20 protein-coding genes are annotated in these 25,114 nt (G+C 71.8%); 10 read left to right on the top strand and 10 right to left on the bottom strand.

Features of this window, described 5'->3' with window-relative positions:
- Nucleotide 1: 1 nt before the first annotated feature.
- Together ACGFNV_RS24710 and ACGFNV_RS24705 are read right to left on the bottom strand one after the other, a co-directional pair.
- A complete protein-coding gene (locus ACGFNV_RS24710) occupies nt 2-829 on the bottom strand; it encodes a hypothetical protein (RefSeq protein ID WP_393625148.1) in 828 nt (275 codons plus the stop codon).
- Between the two features lie 564 nt (nt 830-1,393).
- Entirely contained in the window at nt 1,394-1,759 is a 366-nt protein-coding gene (locus ACGFNV_RS24705) for a VOC family protein (RefSeq protein WP_393625147.1), read from the bottom strand.
- A gap of 93 nt (nt 1,760-1,852) precedes the next feature.
- On the opposite strand from ACGFNV_RS24705, the gene ACGFNV_RS24700 reads away from it, so the two are divergent.
- Nucleotides 1,853-2,818: a helix-turn-helix transcriptional regulator gene (locus ACGFNV_RS24700; RefSeq protein WP_393625146.1), complete on the top strand. Its 966-nt coding sequence runs from the start codon at nt 1,853-1,855 to the stop codon at nt 2,816-2,818.
- A 71-nt stretch (nt 2,819-2,889) separates the two neighbouring features.
- Here ACGFNV_RS24700 and ACGFNV_RS24695 read toward each other — a convergent pair whose 3' ends face one another.
- The 3 genes from ACGFNV_RS24695 to ACGFNV_RS24685 form a co-directional block, all read right to left on the bottom strand.
- Nucleotides 2,890-3,255 (bottom strand): PH domain-containing protein, encoded by a 366-nt coding sequence (locus ACGFNV_RS24695; protein WP_393625145.1) that lies wholly within the window; start codon nt 3,253-3,255, stop codon nt 2,890-2,892.
- A 46-nt stretch (nt 3,256-3,301) separates the two neighbouring features.
- Complete coding sequence (gene metG, locus ACGFNV_RS24690) at nt 3,302-4,918, bottom strand: methionine--tRNA ligase (protein ID WP_393625144.1); 1,617 nt, start codon at nt 4,916-4,918, stop codon at nt 3,302-3,304.
- Between the two features lie 93 nt (nt 4,919-5,011).
- Entirely contained in the window at nt 5,012-6,709 is a 1,698-nt protein-coding gene (locus ACGFNV_RS24685; protein WP_393625143.1) for a VWA domain-containing protein, read from the bottom strand.
- Between the two features lie 270 nt (nt 6,710-6,979).
- Between ACGFNV_RS24685 and ACGFNV_RS24680 the strand changes: the two genes are divergently transcribed.
- The gene (locus ACGFNV_RS24680) at nt 6,980-9,079 is read left to right on the top strand and encodes a PhoX family protein (protein WP_393625142.1); all 2,100 of its coding nucleotides are present in this window, start codon (nt 6,980-6,982) and stop codon (nt 9,077-9,079) included.
- Nucleotides 9,080-9,176: 97 nt separating this feature from the next.
- On the opposite strand, the gene ACGFNV_RS24675 is transcribed toward ACGFNV_RS24680, so the two are convergent.
- Both ACGFNV_RS24675 and ACGFNV_RS24670 read right to left on the bottom strand, forming a co-directional pair.
- Nucleotides 9,177-10,154: an endonuclease/exonuclease/phosphatase family protein gene (locus tag ACGFNV_RS24675; protein WP_393625141.1), complete on the bottom strand. Its 978-nt coding sequence runs from the start codon at nt 10,152-10,154 to the stop codon at nt 9,177-9,179.
- Between the two features lie 90 nt (nt 10,155-10,244).
- The gene (locus ACGFNV_RS24670; protein ID WP_393625140.1) at nt 10,245-11,036 is read right to left on the bottom strand and encodes an alpha/beta fold hydrolase; all 792 of its coding nucleotides are present in this window, start codon (nt 11,034-11,036) and stop codon (nt 10,245-10,247) included.
- A gap of 86 nt (nt 11,037-11,122) precedes the next feature.
- On the opposite strand from ACGFNV_RS24670, the gene ACGFNV_RS24665 reads away from it, so the two are divergent.
- Nucleotides 11,123-12,457 carry a PLP-dependent aminotransferase family protein gene (locus ACGFNV_RS24665; RefSeq protein ID WP_393625139.1) on the top strand — a complete coding sequence of 445 codons (1,335 nt, stop codon included), beginning with the start codon at nt 11,123-11,125 and terminating at the stop codon, nt 12,455-12,457.
- Here ACGFNV_RS24665 and ACGFNV_RS24660 read toward each other — a convergent pair.
- Complete coding sequence (locus ACGFNV_RS24660) at nt 12,363-13,271, bottom strand: hypothetical protein (protein WP_393625138.1); 909 nt, start codon at nt 13,269-13,271, stop codon at nt 12,363-12,365. The genes ACGFNV_RS24665 and ACGFNV_RS24660 overlap by 95 nt on opposite strands.
- Nucleotides 13,272-13,541: 270 nt before the next feature.
- Entirely contained in the window at nt 13,542-13,994 is a 453-nt protein-coding gene (locus ACGFNV_RS24655; protein WP_393625137.1) for a hypothetical protein, read from the bottom strand.
- A 251-nt stretch (nt 13,995-14,245) separates the two neighbouring features.
- Between ACGFNV_RS24655 and ACGFNV_RS24650 the strand changes: the two genes are divergently transcribed.
- The 5 genes from ACGFNV_RS24650 (at nt 14,246) to ACGFNV_RS24630 (ending at nt 21,630) form a co-directional block, all read left to right on the top strand.
- Nucleotides 14,246-15,439, top strand: a complete 1,194-nt coding sequence (locus ACGFNV_RS24650) for a hypothetical protein (RefSeq protein WP_393625136.1) — start codon at nt 14,246-14,248, stop codon at nt 15,437-15,439.
- Between the two features lie 79 nt (nt 15,440-15,518).
- A complete protein-coding gene (locus ACGFNV_RS24645; protein WP_393625135.1) occupies nt 15,519-15,863 on the top strand; it encodes a hypothetical protein in 345 nt (114 codons plus the stop codon).
- A 4-nt stretch (nt 15,864-15,867) separates the two neighbouring features.
- Nucleotides 15,868-18,471, top strand: a complete 2,604-nt coding sequence (locus ACGFNV_RS24640; protein WP_393625134.1) for a caspase family protein — start codon at nt 15,868-15,870, stop codon at nt 18,469-18,471.
- Nucleotides 18,471-19,844, top strand: coding sequence for an extracellular solute-binding protein (locus tag ACGFNV_RS24635; RefSeq protein ID WP_393625133.1), 1,374 nt, complete (start codon nt 18,471-18,473; stop codon nt 19,842-19,844). Before ACGFNV_RS24640 ends, ACGFNV_RS24635 begins: the two co-directional genes overlap by 1 nt.
- Before the next feature lie 442 nt (nt 19,845-20,286).
- The gene (locus ACGFNV_RS24630) at nt 20,287-21,630 is read left to right on the top strand and encodes a tetratricopeptide repeat protein (RefSeq protein WP_393625132.1); all 1,344 of its coding nucleotides are present in this window, start codon (nt 20,287-20,289) and stop codon (nt 21,628-21,630) included.
- Nucleotides 21,631-21,706: 76 nt separating this feature from the next.
- On the opposite strand, the gene ACGFNV_RS24625 is transcribed toward ACGFNV_RS24630, so the two are convergent.
- Nucleotides 21,707-22,495: a hypothetical protein gene (locus tag ACGFNV_RS24625; protein WP_393625131.1), complete on the bottom strand. Its 789-nt coding sequence runs from the start codon at nt 22,493-22,495 to the stop codon at nt 21,707-21,709.
- 348 nt (nt 22,496-22,843) lie between these two features.
- On the opposite strand from ACGFNV_RS24625, the gene thrS reads away from it, so the two are divergent.
- Nucleotides 22,844-24,058: a threonine--tRNA ligase gene (gene thrS / locus ACGFNV_RS24620; RefSeq protein WP_393625130.1), complete on the top strand. Its 1,215-nt coding sequence runs from the start codon at nt 22,844-22,846 to the stop codon at nt 24,056-24,058.
- 75 nt (nt 24,059-24,133) lie between these two features.
- Nucleotides 24,134-25,108, top strand: a complete 975-nt coding sequence (locus tag ACGFNV_RS24615) for a nucleoside hydrolase (RefSeq protein WP_393625129.1) — start codon at nt 24,134-24,136, stop codon at nt 25,106-25,108.
- The last annotated feature ends 6 nt before the right edge of the window (nt 25,109-25,114 follow it).

Raw genomic sequence — 25,114 nt, 5'->3', positions numbered from 1 at the left:
GTCAGGATTCGGCCTGGGCCATGGTGGCCTCCGGGCCCTCGGCGAAGAGGTCGTCGACGCTCTGCGCATGGGGCGTCCGGTCCAACCAGCGGTTGAGGAGGTCCAAGTCTGTGCAGCCGGCGATGCGTTCCCGGGCGTCGTCCGGGACGGAGACGCCGCGCGCCTCCAGGAACCGGAGAATGGCCTTGGCCTCGCCAGCAGCTTCCCCCTTGGCCTCGCCTTCGAGGTAGGTCTCCTCCAGGAGAGTGCCCCGGCCGGGGAAGAAGTTGGTGAAACCCATCAGCTTTCTCCAAGTCTGTCGGGCCGGGGTGTCTCCCAGGCCGATCTCCAACAGCCCGCCGAAGTACTGGGCGGTCTCGGTGTCCGTCGTCTGCAGGGCGCCGACCAGGGCCTTCAGTATGGCGGTGGCCTTCGGGTTCCGGCTATGCGTGATGGCGGAGAACGTCGCCAGCGCCAGGTTCCGGGCGGCTGTCCGCTGGTCGGTGATCAGCGGAACGTTGGCCGGGCTCAGGACCAGGGGATGTGTGCACTGGGTGGTCCACCCCCGCACCTCGCAGGTGAACGGACCCGTCGCCCACTTTGCGGTGGCCCCGTCCTTGCAGGTCACGAGGAGCAGCACCGGTAGGTGGAACTTCTCCTGCAGGTACGTCACGTAGTACGACCAGCTCGTCGCCTTGCGCGGGTCGCGCCCTCCCTGCGTCTCGATGGCGAGCAGGAAATCGTCCCCGTCGGACGGCTCGACGCGCAGAACGGTGTCCACTCTTCGTTCCAGTGGCTGGATCTCCGTCACGTCCGGACTGAGGACCACCGCCGATGACTTGTCGGGCATCCTGGGGGTGGGATGCAAGGGAAGTGCTGTCAGCCATGTCTGTGGCACATGCCTTTGGCATGCTCTGGGGTGACTGTAGGGAGACAACACGGCCTGGCTACGGGCTAATTGGTGATGTTCACCCATGGGGTGAACCCCTGCGTCCCACGGATGGGCTGGGTGGACTTTTCGGGTTGCCGGCACCGCGCGTGATGGCTCGCGCTCACCGCGAAAAGTGAGAAGCCGATGCTTAAGGTGACTGTCCGCAGCACGACTGAGCGATGCGGCATGACGGACGACGCCAAGGTACGGCAGCTCAGGGGCGGCGAGGCGGACGAGCCGGGGTGTGACGGCAACAACTGCATCGAGGTGACTACCGCCCCCGGCACGGTGCACGTTCGCGATTCCAAGAACCTGGGCAAGACCGGCCGTCGAGCGACCGTGGACGTGTCTGGCACCGCTTCACGAGCCGCCTACGGCCCTCGACGCTCCGGGGCGCGTTCGCGTGGGGCACTCGTCGTCCTCTCGAAGTCAGACAACGGCAGGCGCGACACCTATCGTGCGCGCCTGCCGCATGGTGGCCTTTCAGCCCCGCGGTGCCACGCGGATACGGTTCCCGTCAGGATCGGCTGCGAGGAAGGTCAGCCCGAACCCCGCGTCATGAGGCTCGTGCAGGATCGTGACGCCCTTGGACTGCCACTGCTTGAAGATCGCGTTGATCTCGTCGGGTCCACCGTTGATGGCCAGGCACACCTCACTGGTACGCGGGACGTCCGGTGACAGATCCTCGAACTGGTCAGACCACACAGCGAGGTCAGCGCCTGGCCCGAGGTCGAAGGTGATGTATCCCGGAGTCTCGAACGAGGGGCTCATGCCGAGGAGGTCGCCGTAGAAACGAGCTGCGGCGGGAGCGTCGTTCACATAGACGATGGACACGACGGATGTGGTCATGGTTGTTCCTTCTCGCAGGTCGTAGGTACGCATCCACCAGCCTGACCGGGATATGCGCCGTATCATGTCGCAAATTCCTGAAAAACTTGGTGTGTGACCCCAGACCGCTTCTTCTCCCTGATGCTGCTCCTCGCATCACGGGATGCCGTGACCACACAGGAACTTGCCTCGGCGCTCGGGGTGTCCCTTCGAACCATCACCCGGGACTTGAACTGGCTCCGCGACGCCGGTCTGCCGGTGACCGCACAACGGGGCCGCCTCGGAGGCGTGACCATGCTGCCCGGGTCCGGGCTCGACCCCACGCGACTCACGCCGGGCGAGCGTGACCATCTGTCGCTCACCGGGCTGGATGAGAAGCAACGTACGGAGCTCAACGCATCCGTCGAAAGCCAGCGCGCGCTCTCCAAGATCGCCGCTACACGGTCACGTCGAGTCAATGAGCTCCTGCCGCTCACCGACGTAGTGCACGTGGACAGCCGTCCCTGGCTCCAGGCACATACTTCCGGCACGGCTCCGGCTTCGCTGATCGGCCCAGTGCGGCGAGGTCGCCGGCTACGGATCGAGTACGACAGCCCACGCGAGTCCTGCCCACGCGACCTGGTCGTGGATCCCTACGGGCTGCTCGCCAAGGCCGGCATCTGGTACCTCGTCGCCGACTGTGCCCGAGTGCCACGGATGTACCGGCTCGAACGGATCACGGCGTGGAAAGAAGCCGGCCAGCCACGACGGATCCGCGAGAACCAGACCCTGGCCACCGTCGCTGCAGCGCTCATTGATCAGTGGGAACACAACCATGCGATAGAGGTCAGCGCCACCATCGACCTGACCCAGATCGAGCGAGCGCGACGGATCTTTGGCCAACGACTCGTCCGGGACGACCATGAAGAATCCGCCACCGGCCACAAAGTGACGATCCGCTTCCTGCACCTGGAGGACGTGCGAGCACTACTGCCGTTCGGAAGCGCCATCACTGTGCACGACCCCACCGAAGCCAGGGCTCACCTCCGCGACCTCGCCACCAACCTTGCCCACCACTATGCGCCGTCACCAACGGCCTGACCCGCAACACCTAGGTGGCCCTCATCTCGCGCTCGCGCCGGAGGCGTGGCGGGGTGTGCTCGCTTGGGGGGCTACCCGGCGACGAACTGCGTGAGGATCGCCTGGACCTCGTAGATGTCGACGCCCTTGGTGAAGGTCTTCTCGATGGGGTCGTGGGTGCCGGAGAGCCAGATCTTGAGTTCGGCGTCGAGGTCGAAGTGGCCGGCTGTCTCGACCGAGAAGTGGGTGATGCTGCGGTACGGGATGGAGTGGTACTCCACCTTCTTGCCGGTGAGCCCCTGCTTGTCGATCAGGATCAGGCGTCGGTCGGTGAAGAGGATGGTGTCGCGGATGAGCAGGTACGCGGCGTGGACCTGCTCCCCGTGACCCAGCAGGCGCTGGTAGTCCTGCTGGGCCTTGCCGGGGTTGACGGTGTGCGCGTTTCCGAACAGTGCCATGTATCGGGGGACGCGCGGCGGGGTGGGGAGGGTTGCGTACGGACTGCTACGCGGTCGGCTTCTCCTCCAGGCGCGGGAAGAGGACCGCACCCTTCGTGACCGTCGAGCCGGCCGGGAGCACGCCCCACTCGCCCGCCTCCTGGACCTTCTGGTCCGCGAGGGCGCCGAGGGACGGCTCCGCGCCCAGGGAGTCCCAGAGCTTCTGGGAGGTCTCCGGCATGACCGGGTTGAGGAGGACGGCGATGGCGCGGAGGGACTCGGCGGCCGTGTAGAGGATGGTGGCGAGGCGGGCCTTGCCCTCGGCCGAGTCGTCCTTCGCGACCTTCCAGGGCTCCTGCTCCGTGATGTAGCCGTTGACCTGCTTCACGAAGTCGAAGACCGCCAGGATGCCGCCCTGGAAGTCCAGGTCGTCGCCGATCTTCCGGTCGGCTTCCGCGACCGCCTTGGCGAGACCGTCGTGCACCGCCTTCTCGGCCTCGCCGTCGGCCGTGGACTCCGGCAGCGTGCCGCCGAAGTACTTGCCGACCATCGCGGCGACGCGGGAGGCCAGGTTGCCGTAGTCGTTCGCCAGCTCGCTGGTGTAGCGGGCGGAGAAGTCCTCCCAGGAGAAGGAGCCGTCCTGACCGAAGGCGATCGCGCGCAGGAAGTACCAGCGGTACGCGTCCACGCCGAAGTGCGAGGTCAGGTCCTGCGGCTTGATGCCGGTGAGGTTCGACTTCGACATCTTCTCGCCGCCGACCATCAGCCAGCCGTTGGCCGCGATCTTGCCGGGGAGGGGCAGGCCCTGCGCCATCAGCATCGCCGGCCAGATCACCGCGTGGAAGCGGAGGATGTCCTTGCCGACCAGGTGGACGTCGGCCGGGAAAGTGGTTTCGAACTTCGCCTGGTTCTCGTTGTAGCCGACCGCCGTGGCGTAGTTCAGCAGCGCGTCGACCCACACGTAGATCACGTGCTTCTGGTCCCACGGGATCGGGATGCCCCAGTCGAAGGTCGAGCGGGAGATCGACAGGTCCTGCAAGCCTTGGCGGACGAAGTTCACGACCTCGTTGCGCGCGGACTCGGGCTGGATGAAGCCGGGGTTCGCCTCATAGTGGGCGAGGAGTTTGTCGCCGTACTCGCTCAGCTTGAAGAAGTAGTTCTCCTCGCTGAGGATCTCCACGGGCTTCTTGTGGATCGGGCAGAGCTTCTGACCTGCGAATTCGCCTTCGCCGTCGAGGAGCTCACCGGGGAGCTTGTACTCCTCGCAGCCGACGCAGTACGGGCCCTCGTAGCCGCCCTTGTAGATCTCGTCCTTGTCGTACAGATCCTGCACGAACTCCTGGACGCGGTCGGTGTGCCGCTTCTGCGTGGTGCGGATGAAGTCGTCGTTCGCGATCTCCAGGTGCTCCCAGAGGGGGCGCCAGGCCTCGTCGACGAGCTTGTCGGCCCATTGCTGAGGGCTGACGGAGTTCGCCTCCGCGGTGCGCATGATCTTCTGACCGTGCTCGTCCGTGCCGGTGAGGTACCACACCTTCTCGCCACGCTGACGGTGCCAGCGGGTGAGCACGTCGCCTGCGACGGTCGTGTAGGCGTGGCCCAGGTGAGGAGCGTCGTTGACGTAGTAAATGGGGGTGGAGACGTAGTACGCCTTGCCACCCTGCTTCTCTGATCCAGTGGCCGCCATGCCCGAAATCCTACTGGGCTCGTGGAGATCGACTCACCCGCGTTTCGGGGGGTGGAACCACGGGCTCCACCCCCCTTCGCTCTCGGAAGGGCCCTACGGGCGCCAGGCCGTCAGGATGCCCTCGTAGAGCTCGGCGTCCGTCAGCTCGCGCGGGGTCGGGCCCGCGTGGAAGAAGGACGTGTTGTCGGTCTTCAGCTTGCGGAGGTAGTCGAAGGCCTTGTTGTCGTGCTCGCCGAAGGCGACGAAGGAGAAGAAGATCTCCGGGTGGTTCGCGGCGGCGTCCGTGAGGGACTGGGTGGCCGGGGTCTTGGCGTCCGGGGCGCCGTCCGTCTGGAAGACGACCAGGGCGGGGGTGCCGGGGGCTTCCTTCTCGTGGTGGGCGATCACTGCCTCTACGGCCGCGTGGTAGCTGGTACGGCCCATGCGGCCGAGGCCGTTGTGGAGGTCGTCGATCTTGTTCTCGTGCTCGGTGAGGGTGAGCTCGCCGGTGCCGTCGAGTTCCGTGGAGAAGAAGACGACGTGGACCGTGGCCTCGGGGTCGAGGTGGGCGGCGAGGGCGAGGGTCTGCTCGCCGAGGGCCTGGGCGGAGCCGTCCTTGTAGTACGGGCGCATGCTCGCGGAGCGGTCGAGTACGAGGTAGAGCTTTGCTCGGGTGCCGGTGAGGTCGTGCTTCTTGAGGGTGGTGGCGGCGGCCTTGTAGGCGGTGGTGAGGCCGGGGGCGCGGGACTTCAGGCGGGTGAGGGGGGTTGCGGTCGCCTTGTCGGCGGCTGCGGCTGCGGCTGCGGCTTCGGGCTGCGGTTCGGCCTCGGCTTCGCCTTCGGCCGGGTTGTTCCCACCCGCACCACCCGTGCTGGATTCGTTGTCGGCCGCGGGTGGCCCCTGTGGGGCGGACTCGCCGTCGGCGGCTGCGGGCTCGGTGACCTCCGCGACCGGCTCGGGCTCCGCCTTGCGCTCCTCGGCGACCGGCTCCGCCTTGCGCTCCTCGGCGACCGGCTCCGGCTTCGCCTTGGGCTCCGGCTCGGCCTCAGCCTTCGGCTCCTCAGCCTTCGGCTCCTCAGCCTTCGGCTCCTCCGCGACCGGCTTGGGCTCCTCGGTCTCCGCCTTCGGTTCCTCCGCCACCGGCTCGGCCTTGGGCTCGGCCTCTTCAGCCTTCGGCTCCTCCGCGACCGGCTCGGCCTTGGGCTCGGGCTCCTCGGTCTCCGGCTCGGCCTCCGCCTTCGGCTCTTCGGCCACGGGCTCGGTCTCGGGCTGATCGGCCACGGGCTCGGCCTCCGCCTTCGGCTCCTCCGCGACGGGCTCGGGCTCCGGCTCCGCCTCCGCCGCAGGCGCGGGCTCCTCCGCGACCGGCTCCGGTGCCTCAGGCGCCCGCTCCTCAGCCGCCCGCTCCTCAGCCGCCGGCTCCTGAGGCGCCGCTTCCTGCGCCGCAGGCTCCTGCGCCGCAGGTACCTGCTCCTCCTCCGTCACACGCGTCTGCTTGGGGACGGTGACGTTGTTGAAGGCGGCGGAGACGAGTTCGTGTTCGTGGTCGTCGGACGTGCGGGGTTCGGGGACCTCGGGGGGCTCCGCCGTGGAAGTGGCAGTGGGAGTGGGAGTGGAGGTCGACGTCGGAGACGGCGCCGTCTCAGGCGCCGGAGACGGAGTCGACGTCGACTCCGACGTCGGGGACGTCGGGGACGTCTGAGGTGTCGGCTCCGGATCCTGCGAAGGAACCTGCTCCGCACCCTCTGCATCGGCGGTGCGCGCTTTGCGTGACCGGCCGAACGCGTTCCGCAGGAGAGTGAGAATGCCCATGTGCGCAACCCTTCGCATGAGTAGCCCGTCAATCCCTGGCCAGGACGGACACGTAAGGTTAGCGGCCCGGGATGGTGATCTTGGGGAGGGTCGGCGGCCACGGGCCCGGCCGCTCGGCCTCTGGCCGGTTTTCATCAGCTCTCGCCTCCCCAACTTTCTTACGGATGCCTCGGGTTCACCCCTCGTTCACCGCTCGGCCCTGCTTCCGCACAGTTGTGCCCCATACCGTCCGTCACGCGAGATTCAAGGGGAAGCAAGGGGAGAGCAAAAATGCGCATCCAGCTGCCGATCATCAACACGACGTCCGCGTCCACCGCGTCGACCTCGTCGTGCTCGTCCGACTCACACCCCGGCGGCCGGTCCGCCCTGACCTGCCGTTTCCGGTGTGGTGACGCCTGCTTCCACGAGGTGCCCAACCCCACCGCGAACCCGTACGTCGGCGATGTCATCGCCGGTGCCCTCAGCCGTCGGAGCGTCATGCGCGCCGCGGCCGTCGTCACCGCCGCAGCGGCAGCGGGTACCGCCGGGGTCGTGGGGGCTCAGCCGGTCGCCGCCGCGTCCGCCGCCACCGCCCAGAAGCCCTCCGGCCGCCCCGCCCGCGGCCTCCGCTTCCCGTCCGTCGCGCCCAACAACGCCGACGCCGTGACCGTCCCGGACGGCTACCGGCAGAACGTCGTCGTGCGGTGGGGTGAGCCCATCCTGCGCGGGGCGCCCGCGTTCGACCCGGAGAACCAGACGGCGGCCGCCCAGGCGGGGCAGTTCGGGTACAACAACGACTTCCTCGCCCTGCTGCCGCTGCCGGGTGAGCGTCATCGGCAACTGCTCGTCGCCAACCACGAGTACACCGACGAAGTGCTGATGTTCCGCAACTACGACGCCGCCAACCCGACCCGGCAGCAGGTCGAGGTCGCCTGGGCCGCTCACGGCCTGTCCGCCGTGGTGGTGGAGGGCGACCGGAGGACCGGCAGGCTCGTCGCCGTGCCCCGGCATCCGCTCAACCGGCGCGTCACCGCCACCACCGAGTTCCGGATCACCGGGCCCGCCGCCGGGTCCGACCTGCTGAAGACCTCCGCCGACCCGACCGGCACCAAGGTCCTCGGCACCCTCAACAACTGCTCCGGCGGCACCACCCCGTGGGGCACCACGCTCCACGGCGAGGAGAACTTCAACCAGTACTTCGGCAACGCCTCCCGTGCCACCGACAAGCGGTACGGCATCGGCACCGGGGCCACCGAGCGCAAGTGGGAGCGGTTCGACAAGCGGTTCGACGTCGCGCAGGAGCCCAATGAGGCTCACCGGTTCGGGTACGTCGTGGAGTTCGACCCGTACGATCCCTCGTCCAAGCCGCGCAAGCACACCGCTCTCGGGCGGTTCAAGCACGAGGGCGCGACCGTGCGGCTGACCGACGACGGGCGGCCGGTCGTGTACTCCGGGGACGACGAGCGGTTCGACTACTTCTACAAGTTCGTCGGCAGCAAGCGCGTCAAGCACGGCACCTCCCGGGCGGCGCGCGAGCACAATCTGTCGCTGCTCGACGAGGGGACGCTCTACGTCGCCCGGCTCACCGGCGACTCGCCCGCCATCGAGATCGACGGGACCGGGAAGCTCCCGGCGGACGGCGAGTTCGACGGGAGCGGGGAGTGGATCCCGCTGGCCACGGCCACCTGTGACGGCGCCGTCTCGCACGTGGACGGGATGAGCGCCGAGGAGGTGTTCGTCTTCACCCGGCTCGCCGGGGACAAGGTCGGCGCCACGAAGATGGACCGCCCCGAGGACATCGAGCCCAACCCGCACACCGGCAAGGTCTACGTCGCCCTCACCAACAACACCAACCGCGGTGTCGGTGCGAACGCCCCGGCCGACGAGGCCAACCCCCGCAACGCCAACAAGCACGGGCACATCCTGGAGCTCACCGAGCGCTGGAACCGGGCCGACAGCCGGAAGTTCGCCTGGACGTTGTTCCTCGTCGCCGGTGACCCCGAGGACCCCGCGACCTACTTCGCCGGCTTCCCGAAGGACGACGTCAGCCCGATCTCCTGCCCGGACAACGTGGCCTTCGACCCGCACGGCAACCTGTGGATCTCCACCGACGGCGCCCAGCTCGGCTTCCACGACGGGCTCTACGGGGTCGCGACGAAGGGCCCGCGGCGCGGTGAGCTCAAGCAGTTCCTGACCATGCCCATCGGCGCGGAGACGTGCGGGCCGATCGTCCAGGACCGGCGGGTGCTGGTCTCCGTGCAGCACCCGGGGGAGATCACCGGGGCGTCCGTGGAGAAGCCCGCGAGCGTCTGGCCCGACGGGCCCGGCAAGATCGTCCGCCCGGCGGTCGTCGCCGTGTGGCGCGCGGACGGGGAGGACATCGGCGTCTGAGGAACGCCTGAGGAACGCCTGAGGAACCGTCTGAGGACCAGGTTCGGGGGCCCTGCCGTCCCGCAGGGCCCCCTGCTCCTCCCGCAGGGCCCCCTCCTCAGTGCAGCGCCACGTTCACCACCAGCGCCCGGTGGTCCGTGTCCGCCAGTGCCAGGAACCTTGCCCCGCTCGCCGAGAAGTCCGGCGACACGAGCACATGGTCGAGCTGGGCGCCCAGGAACGGCGTGGTGCGGGACGGCCAGCTGGGGGTGCGGAACCGCCCGGAGAGGCGGGCCGCGTCGCGCAGGCCGGTGTCGAGGATGTGGCGGAAGGCCGCGTGGTCCTGGGAGGCGTTGAAGTCGCCGGCGAGGATCACGGGGGCCACCGGGCCGGCCGCGAAGTCCCGTAGCGCGCCCAGTTCGCGTCGCCAGAGGTCGATCTGGCCGGGCAGCGGGGGCATGGGGTGCGCGAGCTGGAGGCGTACGGCGTGGCCGCGCACTTCGGCGACGGCGCCGGGCATGCCCATCGTGCCGCGCACCCCGGCCGTGCCCTTCAGCGGGAAACGGCTGAGGATGACCGAGCCGCTCGAACCGGCCGCCCGTACGGCCTGCCGGTGGGGGTAGTCGAGCTCGCGCTTCAGCGCCGCGTCACACGAGTAATCGCACTCCTGTACGAATACAAGGTCCGGCTTCTCCCGGCGTACGGCGGTGATCAGCGCGTCCGTCGCCCGGCCGAACTCGACGTTCGAGGTCAGCACGCGCAGCTCGGCGACCGGGGGGCCGCCGGGTTCGTCGACCTTGCCGTACGGCTCGACGTACCAGGCGAGCAGCCCGAGGACCGCGACGCCCCACACCAGCCCGGTCCACCACCGGGCGAGGAGTGCCAGGGCCAGTGCGGTCCCGGTGGGCGCGAGCAGCCACGGCAGGAAGGCGAGCAGCTGCGGGACCGGCGTGATGCCGTCGGTGTCGACGGCCCGGCAGCCGACGACCACGCTCACCCCGGCCAGCGCGAGCCCGGCACACCAGATCGCGAACCGCCGGCCGGAGCTCCGACCGCCCCCGTCGGGCGCGTCCCACGATGTGCGCGTCGAACTCATCCAGTGCCTCCGCCGGGACCCACGGCTCCAGGATCGTCTCACCGTCGGCCTGGCGCACGGCCTGGTGCACGGGGTGGCGCTCGAGGGGGACTACGCCTCCGGGCGGTCGTCCACCCGCTTCAAAAACGCCCGCAGGGCGTCGTTGAACTCCTCCGGGCGCTCCAGGTTGGGCATGTGGGCCGCGCCGTCGATGATCCGCAGGGTCGAGTCGGGGAGGGCCGCGTGCATCGCCCGGGCGTCGGAGACCGGGGTGAACGTGTCGTCGGCGCCGACGACGACCAGGGCGGGGACGGTGACCCTGGTGAGCAGGTCGCGGTAGTCGGGGCGCTCGGCGCGGCCGCGCAGGGCCGCGGCGGCGCCCTCGGCGGGTGTGGCGGTCATCATGCGGTGGACGTGTGCCTTGACGGCCGGGTCGGCGTACGGGGCGACCATCTTCTCCAGGACCTCGCCGGCGTATCCGCGCATGCCCTCGCGCAGCAGCCGGTCCGCCATGGCGTTGCGGGCCGCCTTGCCCTCGGGGGTCTCCGCCGCCGGGAAGGTGTCGGCGAGGACCAGGCCCCGGACACGGTCGCCGAACTGCCAGTAGCAGTCCATCGCGATCTGGCCGCCCATCGAGAGACCGGCGAGCACGAACGTCTCCACCTTCAGGTCGTCCAGGAGCGCGGCGATGTCCTGGGTGAAGTCGGAGAGGAGCGCGATGCCGGGGACGACGGGGGACGCGCCGTATCCGCGCAGGTCGGGGGCGATCACCCGTCTCTCCGAGCCGAACGCCTCGATCTGGGGGTTCCACATCGTGCGGTCGAAGGGATGGCCGTGGACGAGGACAAGGGGGATGAGGGGGGTATCCGTTCCCTTGTCCTCGTATGCGAGGAAGGAGCTCATGTGTCGACCCTAGATCCGCCCAACTCCTCGGTGCAATAAGATCTTTGCCCTCGGTGCAATGACCGGACAGCGCAGATGGGAGCCTCGTGGACGACTACCGGCGCATCGCCGACCGCATCGCCGACGACATCACCGCCGGCCGGCTCAGGCCGGGCCAACGGCTGCCGCCGCAGCGGGTGTTCGCACGGCGGCGCGGGATCGCCGGGTCCACGGCGGGGCGGGTGTACGGCGAACTGGTGCGGCGCGGGCTGGTCGTGGGCGAGGTCGGGCGGGGCACGTTCGTACGGGCCGCGCCCGCCGAGCCGACCGGGCGGGCGCTCATCGAGCGGGCCACGGCCGCTCCGGTCAACATGGAGCTGAACTACCCCTCCGCGCCGGGCCAGTCCGAGCTGCTCGCCCCCGCCCTCGCGACCCTGCTGCGCCCCGACGCGCTCGGGGAGGCGCTGCGTCCGGCGGCCGCCACCGGCACCACGTCCGCCAGGGACGCGGCCGCGACCCTGCTCTCCGCCCCCGGCTGGCACCCGGACCCCGGCCGGCTGCTCTTCGCGGGCAACGCCCGTCAGGCCATCGCCGCGGCCCTCGCCTCCCTGGTCCGCCCCGGCGGCCGGGTCGGGGTCGAGGAGCTGACGTACCCGCTGGTCAAGGAGATCGCGGCCCGGCTGGGGATCGTCCTGGTGCCGCTCGCGGGCGACGCGGAGGGGCTGCGCCCGGACGCCCTCGCCGCCGCCCACCGCACCGCGCCCCTGTCCGCCCTCTACGTCCAGCCGACGCTGCACAACCCGACCTCGCTGACGACGAGCGGGGAACGGCGACGGCAGCTCGCGCGGGCGGTGACCGAGCTGGACCTCCCGGTCGTCGAGGACCGCATCTGGTCCTTCCTCCACGCCGAGGACACCCCGCTCGCCGCCCACGCCCCCGGCCTGGTCCACGTCGTCGACGGGCTGTCCAAGCGGGTCGCGCCCGGCCTCACCGTCGGTTTCCTCGTCGTACCACCGCAGCGGGTCCACGCGGTGGCGGCCGCGCTGCGGTCGGGAGGCTGGAGCGCGGGCCGGTTCGCGCTGGAGGCGGCCGTACGGTGGATCGGGGACGGCACCGTACGGCGGCTGGTGGCGGCCAAGCGGGCGGACGCGGCGCGCCGGCAGCGGCTCCTCACCCGGCACCTCGGCGCCTTCGCGGTACGGACCGATCCGCGGGCGTACTACGCCTGGTGGGAGCTGCCCGCACCCTGGCGGGCGGACACCTTCACCGCCGCGGCCGCCGCGCACGGCATCGCCGTCACCCCCGGCACCGCCTTCGCCGTCGACCCCCACCGCACCCCGGACGCGGTCAGACTCGGGCTCGCGTCGGCCCCGGAGGAGGAACTGGAGCGGGCGCTGCGGACGCTCGCCGACGTCGTGCGAGGGGCCCGTACCGGCCCGTGAGCCAGGTGGCCAGAGCGACCGTCAGGCCGACGGCGACCAGCAGCCAGGAGGCCGTGCGCAGGGTCGCGGTCAGGGCGTCGTAGACGGCGCCCCCGGCCGGGCGCCGGAGGTCCTCGGGCAGGTCGGCCAGGGTGAGGCGGCGGCCGACGGCGACCGCGAGGGCGAGGAACGCGCCGCCGAGCGCCGTGCCGAGCGCGGTCGCGAGGACCGCGCGGCGGCGGTGGGCGGCGACCGCGATACCGGTGACGGCGAAGACGGCGGCCGCGACGGGAAGCCAGAAACCGGCGACGTGCAGCACGTGGTACCCCTTCCGGAGCGGGGCCAGGTCCCGGGCCTGGAGCAGGGCCACGGCCGTGTGCTCGACCGGGATGCGGTCCGCCAACGCGATGTGCTCGTCGGCGAGTTGACGCTTGACCTGGAGGGTGACGGGGGCGAGGTCGACGGTGACGGTCCGGGCGCGGTCGTCGCGCAGGGCGTCCATGACGGCGTCGTGGGTGGCCCGGTTGCCCGCGTCCCAGGCCGTGCGGAAGGCCCGCGTCTGCGTGAACGAGTGGACCGCGTCGTGCACGAACGGGGCGACCGCGGGCTGCTGCGGACGGTCGGCCTCGACCTCGCGCATGATGCCGTCACCGACCGTGTCCGCGACCACGTTCCGTACGGCCGGGTCGGTGGCGAGCGGCGCCATCGTGGTGACGTACCGGCCGGTGTCCGCGAGGCCGTACTCCACCCAGGCCGCGAGTGCGCCGAACGGCACGAGCAGGCAGGCCAGGGCGATCAGGGAGGCCGACAGAGCGGTCCTGAGGCGTCGGGACACGCTTCCAGGCAAGGGCCTGGGGGGCGCGGGCGCGAGCGGAGCGCGGCCACCCGGGTGTCGGGCGGTGGCGGGCGGCGGACCTGGGGGTTTGGCTCTCCGGTGGAGCGTTCACCCCAACGGGTGTTTCCTGGAGTTGGGGGACTTGGACCCTTACCCAATCGGGTGAGTGGAGGGATGAGGGAACGCGGGCCCCGGCCACCATGCCGGGGCCCACGCGTGCGGGTGCGAGCGGACGCGGGTGCGCGCTCGCGGGGCGAGCTGCCGCTGGTGTCAGTGGATGCGGTGGCCCTCCGCGTCCTCGCGCGTGTAGTAGCGGTAGAAATGGAAGGCGGCCACGGCCGCGCCGATCACCGCCCCGAGGGCACAGGACCGCAGGACGCTGTAGCCGGTCTGGCTGTACAGGAAGCCGAAGGCGGCGCCGAAGAACGCGCCCCAGGACAGCGCGTGCGATTCGCGCCTCATGCGCGGGGCGAGGTCCCGGACGACGACGTAGAGCACCGCGAACACGAGCGCGGTCACGAAGCCGAACAGCACGTTCCAGCCGGTGATGGGGCCGCCGTCGCGCCGGTTCGCCGCGGCCCAGTAGCCGTAGACGAGCCCGAGCACCACGGGCGTCGCCCATGCCGCGGCCCGGTGCGCGCGGGCACTGAAGAGGTCCGGTGCCCGGGTCCTGCCGGTCAGCTCCGGTGGGCGTACTCCTGACGAGGGTGCCGCGTGAGCCATGAGAGTGCTCCTCTCTCTCGCCGCCCCTGCCTTCCAGGGCACACCTGGCGCGCACGCCAGGCAAGTCGATTGACGTAACGGATCCGGACACGGGCCGCCGAACCCCATGAAGTCCGTGGGCGGTCGCCGCCGATCTCCGCCCGAAGGCCCCGTACAGGGACGTTTGCAGGCCTGGGGCCCACCTTCGCAGCCGCAGCGGTTACGGTGCTGAGGTATCTGATCGACACGATGGACCGGTGACAGGGGGGACGATGCCCGGAACCGTGCTGCTGCTCGCGGCCTCGCCCGTGGGCAAGGGGTGTCTGGTGGACGCGGCCTCCGTGCTCCCGGTCCTCGCGGCCGTCCCGCCCGGCATACTGGCCGGCACGGACACCGCGAACGTCGTGGAGCTCGCCGACCCGCTGGAACCGCAGGCCGTCCTCACCCGGCTCCGCGCCGCCGCGGCCGCCCCCGACCCGCTCACCCTCTACGTCACCGGCCAGCTCCAGCTGGACCGCCGCCAACGCCTGCCCCATCTCGCGCTGGCCCGCACCACCCCCGCGACCGTGCGCTACACGGGCTTCCCCTGGCACTGGTTCCGCGAGGAGCTGCGCCTGCGACAGCCGGGCTCCACGACCCTGTACGCCGACCTCCACGCCGACCAGGAGACCTGGGACCACCTCCGCGCCCACCCGCTGGACTGCGGCCCCGGCATCCGTGTCCACGGCCGCCTCGCCCCGCCCCCGTCCCGCCGCAGGGTCGCGTCCCCGGCGTACATGAAGGCCGTGGCGACGATACTGCGCAGCGGCTGGCGCCCCCCGGAGGAGCAACTGCACCAGCAGGCGTGGACGCGTCTGGGGCCGGGAGAGGGCGGCCTGGAACTCGGCGGTCCGCAGTTCGCCGGGATGCCCGGAGCGCAAGTAGGGCCGTGGGGCCGTGCTGACGCTGCGGCTGCCGCCGCGTGGGCGCGGCCGGCCACCCCGCTCCCGCAGCCGAGAACCGACACACCGCCCCCGCCCCCCGGTGCGGACGTTGGCGCGGGCACCGACCCGCACGCCGACATCGCCACCGCCGTCCAGTCCGGCCGCCACGCCGACGCCGACGCCCTGGCGGCACGGCACGAGCAGGCCGCCGTACGCACCCACGGCCCCGCCTCGGAACAGGCCCTGCACTGGAGCGAGGTCCGCGCCGACCTCGCGATGTTCGCGGGTGACGCAGAACGCAGCTGCCGGACCTGGCTGGCGGTCGCCGGCGCCCGGCTGGCCGCCGGACAGGCACCGGACGCGCCCGCCGTCGAAGCCGCCGTCGACCGCGCCCACCACCAGTGGGGCCGTATCGGCGACGCGGCCCGTGCCCGCGAACTCGGTCCCGCGCTCGCGGAGTTGCGCGGCCGCGTCCCCGGCCGGCAGGAGGGCGCGCTGGAGAACGTACGGATGCAGTTGCACCAGCTCCAGACACAGGGCTGAACGGAACGGGCCGCCCCGAATGGGGCGTTGCTGTCCAACCCCTCCCTTCCGGCGCACCCCCGGTGCCATGATGGTGCGTATGGCTGAGGGGGAAGGTGTGGCCGACCAAGGCATCCGCGTCCGGCTGGACGAAAGTGCGAGCAGAAGCGACGTCAGCGCCCTGAAGGCGTGGCTGGAGCGCGAGCAGCTCCTGGAGGAGTTACGCATCGTCGAGCGGCCCCGCGGGGACGTGCCCGACGGGCACATGGGTGTCGCGATGGAGATCTGGCTGGTCGTTGTCAGCTCGTCCACCACCGTGGTGACGGACCGACTGCTCAGCCACATCACCAGGGCGGTCCGGGCATGGCAGGACAACCGCCGCGAGGTGGAAAGCGGTGAACCGCCCCAGGTGCGGGTCGATCGGGTGAACCCCGACGAGAGGTAGTCCGGTGACCCGCTTCGACCCGCGCGGACAGCAGAACCGGGCGCTGCTCGTCGGTGTCTTCGCGTACGACCACACCAGACCGAAGGAACCGGACGGCGTGGACGGCGACCTGCCCGGCGTCGAGCACAACCTGGACCGGCTGCGCGCCGTCCTGCACGGCGGCGGGGTGTTCGACGCGGACGAGATCACCGCGCTCCCCGGCGCCTCCCTCGACGAGTTCAGCGAGGAACTGCGCCGTGTCGCCCACGAGGCCACGGGCCTGCTGCTGCTCTACTTCGCCGGACACGGCGCCGTCCCCAGCGCGGGCAACGAACTCTTCCTCCAGATGCGCAACGCGCGAGTGGTCGCGGGCGGCCGGGCGGTGTTCCCCGGCGCGGCACAGTTCACCGGCGTCCTGACCGAGCTCGCGGGCAGCCGCGCCGAGCGGATCGTGGTGATCCTCGACTGCTGCTACGCGGGTAACGCGGCCCGGATCCTCCAGGACTTCGACGAACACGCCGTCGACCGGCGGAAGATCCTGCTGCTGATGAGCGTGCAGGCCAACCGGCTCACCCACGGCGGGGACGGCAGGGCACCCACGCCGTTCACCCGGGAACTCCTCCCCCTCCTCGACCGGAGCGGCGAGGTCCACTTACGGGAGCTGTTCGACGCGTTACCGGAACGCATGAGCGCGGCCGGACACAGGACCACGCTCGGCGAGCCGCAGAGGCCCCAACTGGCGGGGGACACGGACGTCCTGCTGGGGGCCCGGGACGCGCCGGTGACGATCCATCGGGTCATCGTCGAGGAGATCAAGCTCGAGGACCGCCTCGCCGCGCTGGGGGCGGCCCTCTCCCGCGTCCTGCGGCCCCTCCTCGAAGTGCTCCGCGCCGGCGCCCGCGCCACCCGGCGCTGGTTCCGGCAGGGCCGCCCCGTGCTGCGGGCCGCCGTGAGCGTCGTCCTCGTCCTCGCGCTCTCCGGCCTCGGATACGCCCTCATCGGCCCCGACGACGACGTCACCTGCGCCCCGCCCCTCGAACTGCGCGTGCTGACCGACCCCGACCTGGAGTCGACGGTCCGCACGGCCGCCGACGCGTATCTGACCTCGGCGGCGAACACCACCGAGCAGGGCTGCCGCCGCAGCGGTCTCACCGTCTACGACGCGGGCGCCGCCGACGTGGTCACGGCGCTGCGCGAGGACACCGACGCCTGGCAGGAGCCGGTCCTCGAGGACGACAACCCGCAGCGGGACGTCGGCCCGCAGCCCGACGTGTGGATCCCGGCCTCCGCCACGGACGTGACCCGGGTCGTCGGCGGCCAGAAGGGCCGTGTCTTCGCCCAACTGGAGCGGGACACCGCGCCCTTCGTGTACTCGCCGGTCGTGCTCGCGGTGCCCCGGGACCTGGCCGGATCCGTCAAGGAGCGCAAGGGACGCTCGCTCACCCGGCTGATCGACGACCTGCGGCGGCGGAACGCGGACGCCGAGGTGCGCCGCCCCGACCCGGAGTTCACGACCGCCGCCCTGCTGGCGACGCTGGGCCTGTACGACGGCACGGGCGACGCGGGCGAGGCGGAACGGCGGCTGGCGCCGGGCGCGCCGTCGCCGAACGCCTCCGACCTGCTGTGCGCGCTGCCCGTCGACGCGAGCGTGGACGGCCGCAGCGCCGCCGCCGTCCCGGAGTTCCTGCTGAAGAGCGGCGTGGCCTGCCACCGGGCGACCCGCACCCCGCGACTGGCCGCCTACCCGACCGACGTACCGGGCCTGACCCCGACCTTCGTACGGGTCCGCTGGAAGGACGCCGACCTGGACACGGAGGCGCGCGACGACGCGGTGAAGGGCTTCCACACGTGGCTGACCGACGAGGACGGCGGCCTCGCGGTGTTCCGGGACGCCGGTTTCCGGTCCGCGGCCGGCGATCACCCGCTGCTCGACCCCGACCACTCCGGCAGGGGCGTCCTGCCCGACTACGGTCCGCCGGTCGGGGAGGCCGAGCGGACGACGCTGGAGACGACGCTCACGCGGTACCGCGGCGCCAGCGGTCCCGGCCGGGTCCTCTACCTCCTCGACAACTCCGGTTCCATGAGCGGCCTGTGGGAGGGGCCGAGCGGCGGCCCCGGCATCCTGAAACAGTCGCTGGGCGGGCTCGGCGCCCAGGACCAGTACGGCGTGTGGACGGTGTCCGGCACGACCGGCGAACGCCACGACGAGGTACTCGCGTTCGGCCCGCACCAGCAGCGCGCCGAGGCCGAACGGGTCCTCGACCCACGGCGCACGAAGGTGCGCGACGCGGAGGCCGACCCGCACGCGGCGCTGCTCGACGCGTTCGCCGACATGCAGGCCCGCGGCGCCGACGACGACGGACCGCAGCTGATCGTCTTCCTCACGGACGACGAGGACAACAACCGGCTGACCGGCAGGAACCTCGACCAGGTGCTGGCGAAGGCACGGGAGGCGGGGAAGGCGGGCGTGTCGGTGGTCATGGTGTCCCTGGACAGCGGCGCCTGCGACCGCGGCCGCGCCGACGCCCGGATCGCCGACGCGAGCGGCGGACGCTGCCTGGACGCGAGCGACGACCTCGGCGCCGACCTGCACGACGAGGTCGCGCGTGCGGGAACGGGGGAGGACTGATGGCCCGACGGATGCTGCTCGCACTGCTGCTCCTCGCGGTGACCGCGTGCGCGGGCGGTTCGGGCGGCTCGGGCGATCCGGAGCACCCGGCGGTCGCGTCCGCCACGCCCGGCGAGATCGTGGTGGCCAGCGGCCGGGACGTGACCGGCAAGAACGGCATCCGCCAGCAGCTCATCGACGCCTGGAACCGGCAGCAGGACAAGGCGGGCACCGGCTACCACGCCCGCCTCGTCGAACTCCCCGGCTCCGCCGACGAACAGCGCAGCCAGCTGCTCGGCGCGTTGCAGTCGGGCAGCGCCCGGTACGACGTGGTCAACCTGGACGTGACGTGGGTACCGGAGTTCGCCGAGGCGGGCCTGATCCGGCCGCTGGCGGACGACGCCGTCGACGCGGACGTCATCGCCTCGGTGGCCCGTACGGCCAAGTGGGACGACAAGGTGTACGCGGTGCCGTTCAACAGCGACGTCGGCCTCCTGTACTACCGGCGCGACTACCTCGCCCAGCTGGGCCGTACGGACCTCCGCGCGGGCACCACCTGGCAGGAGCTGCGGGAACTGATCAACTCCCTGGACCGCAAGGAGCCCAAGGGGTACGAGGAGGGCTGGACGAGCCAGCTGGCGTCCTACGAGGGCCTCACGGTCAACGCGATCGAGGCGTTCGCGTCGGCCACGAAGGGCTTCGCGCTCACCGACGCCGACGGGCACTACACGGCCGACGTGCAGGAGCTGACGGCGGGCGTCGCCGAACTGCGCGGGCGCACGGACACGTCGTACACCCTCGACGACGCGTTCCGCTCCGACGAGTCGGCCTCCCTCGGCGACTTCGCCGACGGCCGTACGGCGTTCCTGCGCCACTGGCCGTACGCCTACCGCACCCTGCACCAGACGTTCACCGAGGATCAGCTCGGCGTGGCCCCGCTGCCGGGGCGTGCGGTGCTGGGCGGGCAGAACCTCGCGGTGACCCGGTCCTCGCAGCGGTTCGACGGCGCGGCCGCCCTGATCGACTTCCTCACCAACCCGGACAGCGAACGCTGCCTCCTGGACGCCGGGTTCGCCGCGACCCGCACCTCGGTCTACACGCAGGACGTGAAGTGCACCAACGCCCGCGCCTCCGCGCTGTCGCCTGCGGCAACCCCCACCGGCGAAAGCGCCGACCGCATGCCCCGCGACAGCGCCGGCCGCCCGAAGTACGCCGCCCCGATCCTTCTCCCGTCCCTCCAACAGGCGGTCTCCCGCCCCAGCACCCCGCTGTACGGCGCCTTCACCCAGACGTTCACCACCGAACTGGGCGCGTTGTTCGGCGAGGCCCCGCCGACCGACGCCCAACTGGCCGCCCACCTGGACGGGGCCCTGCGCAGGGCGCTGCCCGGTTAGGGCCTGTTGCGAAAGTGGCGCCTGCCGCGCGGCGTCCGGCACGCACTCTCGCCGCGCGGCAGCCCTTCGGGCGACGACGCCACTTTCGCAACAGGCCCTAGCCGCCCTGCACCTGGTGCGCCGTGGCAGGTGTCGGGGGTTCCTCGCCCGCTCTCGCCGGGCCCGTGTTCGCCGCGGTGACCAGGGCCGCTATGGCGATGACAGCTGCTGCGACGCCTCTCGCACAGCGTGCGGACGGGCTTTCGTAGCGGGTGGTTGTGCGTTCGTGCACGGTGACCTCGCAACGAGGGTGGGGGGTGGACAACGGGGTGGAGCAGAGGTGGATCAGAGATGGATCAAAGGAATTACAGCAATGTGTTAAGCGCGGTTAATTCGCCGATTAACCTAGGGCGTGCCGCAGGTCAACGGCAAGAGGGCGCACTGGAGTTGGGGGAGTCGAACGGTGGCGGAGCGAGACGGGCCCGAGGTCATCGGGCGGCGGGTGCAGCGGCTGCGGGTCGAACGGGGGCTCACCCAGAAGCAGTTGGCCGAGCCGACGTACACGCCCGCCTACGTCTCCACCCTGGAGGCGGGCCGCGTACGGCCCTCCGACGAAGCGCTGAAGCACCTCGCCGAGCGGCTGGGAGTCGCGTTCGAGGAGTTGGCCACCGGCCGCTCCGCCCGTCTCGTCACCGACCTTCGGCTCCGGCTGACCGAAGCCCAGCGCACCCTCGCCACCGGTGAGACCGAGGAGGCCGCCGAGCGGTACGCCGAACTGCTCACGGAGGCCGAGTCGCACGGCCTCGTCGAGGAGCAGGCCACCGCGCTGCTCGGGCTCGGGGAGTGTGTGATCGAGCTGGGCGAGCTGGAGGCGGCGCGGGTGTACTTCGAGCGGGCGGAGGCCTGTCTCGCCGACGCACCCCTGCCGGTGCGCGTCCCCGCCCTGCGGGGGCGGGCCGTCGCCCACTATCTCGCCGGGGAACTGCGGTACGCCGTCTACCTGATCGAAACCGCCCTCGACGAGCTCAACCGCGGCGGTCTGCACGACCCCGACGCGCTGCTCCTGCTGTACGCCTCCGTCATCGGGCCCTACATGGACATGGGCGCCCACGCCCGCGCCGCCCAGGCCGCCGAGTTCGCCCTCGCCCTCGCACCCCAGGTCGCCGACCCCGCGCTGGTCGCCCGGATGCACCGCTCGGTCGCCCGCACGCTCCTCGCCGAGGGCCGTGTCGCCGAGGCCGACGCCTCGCTCGCCAAGGCCGCCGAGCTGTACCGCCAGCTCCAGATCCGTACCGAGCTGGCCAACTGCCACTGGATGCGCGGCTACGTGTACGCGCAGAACGGCGAATTCGACCGCTCCGAGGAGGAGTTGCGGGCCGCGCTCACCATGCTCTCCGCCAAGCGCGCCGCCCTCTACAGCAGTCAGGTCGCCGTCGAACTGGCCGACGTACTGCACCGGCGCGGCAAGTCCGACGAGGCCGCCGAACTGCTGCACGGCGTCCTGAGCGACCTCAGCCCGGAGCGCGGCGCCCTGCACTCCGCCGCCGCCCACCGCCTGCTCGGCATCATCGCCGAGGACGCCCGGGACACCGAGTCCGCCGAGGAGCACTACGTCCGCGCCCTCAGCCTCCTGGAGCGCGCCGGGGCCGCCGGCGACCTCGCCGACCTGTGCCGCCTCCTCGGCGACCTGCTGCGGCGGACCGGGCGGGTGGAGGCGGCCCTGGACGCCTACCGCACGGGCCTCGGCCACCGCACGGCACCGGGCACGACGACCCTGGGCCCGGCACCCGCCCAGCCACCCCTCTGAAGCCCGGCCCCGGCCGCTGACGGGTCCTGGCCCTCGTGGGTACGCGTCCTGGTCGCGTTCGCGGCGGCGAGGCGCGTCAGACCTGCTTGCGCCCCTGCTTGCGTACCTCCGCCACGCGCGCCGCGCCGATCTCCACGGCCGCCCGGGTGGCGGACTCGTAGACCTCGTTGACGCCGCCGTTGGTGACGGCGATCGTGTCGTCGCCGACGCGGACGGCGGCGACGTACAGGGTGAGCTCGGTGTAGTCGCCGTCCGGTGTCTCGCTGCCCAGGGTGATGCGCAGGGCCTGCCGGGCGTCGCCCACGTTCGGCAGGGTGACCTCCTGGACCGTGCCGGACTGTACGCGGCCACCGGCGGCCTTCGCCCGGAACTCGGCGCACGTCCGCGGCAGCGTCCGCAGCCAGGCCAGGGTGCGGTCCACCTCCGCGGGGGTCTGGGCGACGACCTGGTAGTGCAGTTGGGCCTGGTACCAGTCGTCGTCGAGCCCGGCCACCGCCCGGATCCGCGCGTCCGGCCCGAACAGCTCCTCGGTGTAGACCGCGTCCAGCAGCCGCCCACACTCGGGCTTGTCCGCCGACGCCTTCAACAGCCCGTCCCGCCAGGTCGCCGCGCCCTGCGTGGGGGTCCAGGGCTCCCCCAGGTCACCCGCCGTGATCAGCGCGGCCTGCGCCTGCGCGGCGGTGAGCGCGGGGGCCCCGGCGGGGGCGGGTGACGCGCCCGCGGAGGAGCGCCCGGCGCCGGGCGAGGCGGACGCGGCGGCCGGCGCCGGGCGCGACCCGTAGGTGGAGCACGCGGCCACGGTCAGCGAAGCGGTGAGCAGGAGCGCCGAGCACACGACGACCGCACGGGCCGGGGGACGGGACATCCGGGAGCCTCCAGGGAGAACGGGGGGAGCCGCCAAGATCGGCTACGCCCCTCCACGGCACCACTCCCTCCGCCAACAGACCAGCGCGGCGGTCCGTCCGGGTGAGCCGGGCTGCCGCCGGCACGGGGGCCCCTGTCCCCGGCCCCCGAAAATCCGTCGCGTCCCCGCCACCCCGTTGCTACGGTCACCCGCATGCAGCGTGCCCAGTCACACCCTCGTCCGTCTCTCACGACGACGCCGGAGCAGGTCCCGGCGCGCTGACAGCTGACGCAGTCCGAAGCCCCGGGGCGAGTGCCCCGGGGTTTCGGCGTTTCCTGGGTGCTCGTCCCTCCACTGAGGGAGCCCACCATGCACGACCACCGTCGCCTCGGCCGTGAACTCGAACTGTTCGACACCGACCCCCTGATGGGCGCGGGCCTGCCGTACTGGCTGCCCGACGGAGCCGTCGTACGGCACACCCTGGAGGAGTACGTGCGGGAGGCCGAACGCGCCGCCGGCTACCGGCACGTGTACTCGCCCGTCCTCGGCAAGCGCGAGCTGTACGAGATCTCGGGCCACTGGGACCACTACAGCGACGACATGTTCCCGCCCATGGACCTGGGCGCGGAACAGGTCGTCCTCAGGCCCAGCCTCTGCCCCCACCACGCCCTCATCTACCGCTCCCGCTCCCACAGTTACCGCGAACTACCCCTGCGGATCGCCGAGTTGGGCGGCATGTACCGCTCCGAGCCGTCCGGCGTCCTCGGCGGCCTGACCCGCGTACGGTCCATCCAGCTCAACGACGCCCATATCTTCTGCACCCTCGACCAGGTCGTCGAGGAGGCCCGCGCCGCCCTGGACCTCATCACCCGCGCCTACGCCGACCTCGGCATCCGCGCCTCCCGGCACCGGCTCTCCCTGCCGGGCGAGGGCGGCAAGTACGTCGCCGACCCCGCCCTGTGGCAGCGGGCCACCACCCTGCTCAGGGAGGTCCTGGACGGCTCCGGTGTCGCCTACGAGGAGGCGGAGGGCGAGGCCGCCTTCTACGGCCCCAAGATCGACGTGCAGATCGAGGACCGCGCCGGCCGCGAGAGCACCCTCTCCACCGTCCAGATCGACTTCCACCAGCCCGAACGCTTCGACCTGCGCTACATCGGCGCCGACGGCGCCAGACACCGCCCGGTCATGGTCCACCGCAGCGTCATCGGCAGCGTCGAGCGCGCCGTCGCGCACCTCGTCGAGGAGCACGGCGGCGCCTTCCCGGTGTGGCTCGCCCCCGAGCAGCTGGCCGTGTTCCCCGTGGCGGAGGCACAGGTCGGACCGGCGGAGGAAGTGGTGCGGCGGGCTGAGGAACGGGGACTGCGGGCACGGCTGCACGGCCCCGAGGACGGCACCCTCGGCGCCCGCGTCCGGGCCGCGCGGCTGGTGCCGTACCAGGCGGTGATCGGTGAGCGGGAGGCCGACGGCGACCTGGCCGCCGTACGCCTGCGGGACGGCCGTAAGCCGGGAGTGCTGCCCGCCGCCGAGCTCCTGGACCGCGTGGCGGCACGGGTGGCGGCACGCGGGACCGTGCTCTGGGATTAGAGAGGGACCGGAGAGGGGGTGGTCCGGGGGCGGCCCTCGCTGCATAGGGTCGGAACGACGAAAGGGAGCTGCCTCATGACCGATCGCCCCTCCGACCGCCCCATCCCCGTGATCATCGACTGCGACACCGGCGTCGACGACGCCCTCGCCCTGCTGTTCGCGGTCCGGCACCCGGGCCTCGACCTGCGGGCGGTGACCTGCGTGGCCGGGAACACGGACGTCGACGGGGTCGTCCGCAACACCCTCACCGTCCTCGAGCAGGCGGGCGCCCCGGCCATCCCCGTCGCCCGGGGTGCCGAGCGCCCGCTGATCGAGCCGGTCCGTGTGGCCCGGCACGTGCACGGCGAGGACGGCATGGCGGACCTGGGCCTGCCCGCCCCCACCCGCACCGCCGTCGACGTGGACGCGGTGACGCTGCTGCGCCGGGAGATCCTCGCCTCCCCGCACCCGGTCACCCTCATACCGACCGCGCCCCTCACCAACATCGCCCTGCTCCTGCGTACGCACCCGGAGGTGGTCCGCAACATCGAGCGGATCGTGTTCATGGGCGGCGCGGTGGCCACCGGGAACGCCACGCCGGTCGCGGAGTTCAACGTGTGGCACGACCCGGAGGCGGCCGCGATCCTGCTCACGGCCGGGGTGCCGATCACGATGTACGGCCTGGACGTGTTCAAGCAGGTCCTGGTCCCGGCCGCCGACGTACAGCGCCTGCGCGCGAGTTCGGAGCCGCGTCTCCGCCTGGCCGGTGAACTCCTCGCCCACCGCGACCCGGCCGCCTCCGGCGACCCCACGCCCACGGGCGGCCTCGGCGACGCGGGCGCGGTCTGCGCGGTCGTCGACCCGGAGGGCATCACCACCGAGCGCCTCCCGGTCGAGGTCTCCCTCGCCCCGGGCCCGACCCGAGGCCAGACGGTCGTGGACCGCCGCCCACGCCCCGGCGAGTCCGAGATCCACTTCGGCACCCGCGAACAGCCCCTGGTGGACGTGGCGCTGGGCGTGGACGTGGAGCGCTACGTCAAGCTGTGGCTGACGGCGGTGGAGGGTCCCTGACGGCCT

This window comes from Streptomyces sp. NPDC048751 (assembly GCF_043198595.1).
Taxonomy (GTDB): Bacteria; Actinomycetota; Actinomycetes; order Streptomycetales; family Streptomycetaceae; genus Streptomyces.
The sequence above is the reverse complement of the archived record's forward strand: the minus strand, read 5'-3'. Positions and strand labels throughout refer to the sequence as shown.

What these genes read in the sequence shown, in the direction of transcription:
- ACGFNV_RS24680 (WP_393625142.1), top strand. Translation starts at nt 6,980, where the DNA reads ATGCGCATCCAGCTGCCGATCATCAACACGACGTCCGCGTCCACCGCG.
- ACGFNV_RS24615 (WP_393625129.1), top strand. Translation starts at nt 24,134, where the DNA reads ATGACCGATCGCCCCTCCGACCGCCCCATCCCCGTGATCATCGACTGC.
- ACGFNV_RS24645 (WP_393625135.1), top strand. Translation starts at nt 15,519, where the DNA reads ATGGCTGAGGGGGAAGGTGTGGCCGACCAAGGCATCCGCGTCCGGCTG.
- ACGFNV_RS24705 (WP_393625147.1), bottom strand. Translation starts at nt 1,759, where the DNA reads ATGACCACATCCGTCGTGTCCATCGTCTATGTGAACGACGCTCCCGCC.
- ACGFNV_RS24650 (WP_393625136.1), top strand. Translation starts at nt 14,246, where the DNA reads ATGCCCGGAACCGTGCTGCTGCTCGCGGCCTCGCCCGTGGGCAAGGGG.
- ACGFNV_RS24695 (WP_393625145.1), bottom strand. Translation starts at nt 3,255, where the DNA reads ATGGCACTGTTCGGAAACGCGCACACCGTCAACCCCGGCAAGGCCCAG.
- ACGFNV_RS24675 (WP_393625141.1), bottom strand. Translation starts at nt 10,154, where the DNA reads ATGAGTTCGACGCGCACATCGTGGGACGCGCCCGACGGGGGCGGTCGG.
- ACGFNV_RS24625 (WP_393625131.1), bottom strand. Translation starts at nt 22,495, where the DNA reads ATGTCCCGTCCCCCGGCCCGTGCGGTCGTCGTGTGCTCGGCGCTCCTG.
- ACGFNV_RS24670 (WP_393625140.1), bottom strand. Translation starts at nt 11,036, where the DNA reads ATGAGCTCCTTCCTCGCATACGAGGACAAGGGAACGGATACCCCCCTC.
- thrS (WP_393625130.1), top strand. Translation starts at nt 22,844, where the DNA reads ATGCACGACCACCGTCGCCTCGGCCGTGAACTCGAACTGTTCGACACC.
- ACGFNV_RS24710 (WP_393625148.1), bottom strand. Translation starts at nt 829, where the DNA reads ATGCCCGACAAGTCATCGGCGGTGGTCCTCAGTCCGGACGTGACGGAG.
- ACGFNV_RS24635 (WP_393625133.1), top strand. Translation starts at nt 18,471, where the DNA reads ATGGCCCGACGGATGCTGCTCGCACTGCTGCTCCTCGCGGTGACCGCG.
- ACGFNV_RS24685 (WP_393625143.1), bottom strand. Translation starts at nt 6,709, where the DNA reads ATGGGCATTCTCACTCTCCTGCGGAACGCGTTCGGCCGGTCACGCAAA.
- metG (WP_393625144.1), bottom strand. Translation starts at nt 4,918, where the DNA reads ATGGCGGCCACTGGATCAGAGAAGCAGGGTGGCAAGGCGTACTACGTC.
- ACGFNV_RS24655 (WP_393625137.1), bottom strand. Translation starts at nt 13,994, where the DNA reads ATGGCTCACGCGGCACCCTCGTCAGGAGTACGCCCACCGGAGCTGACC.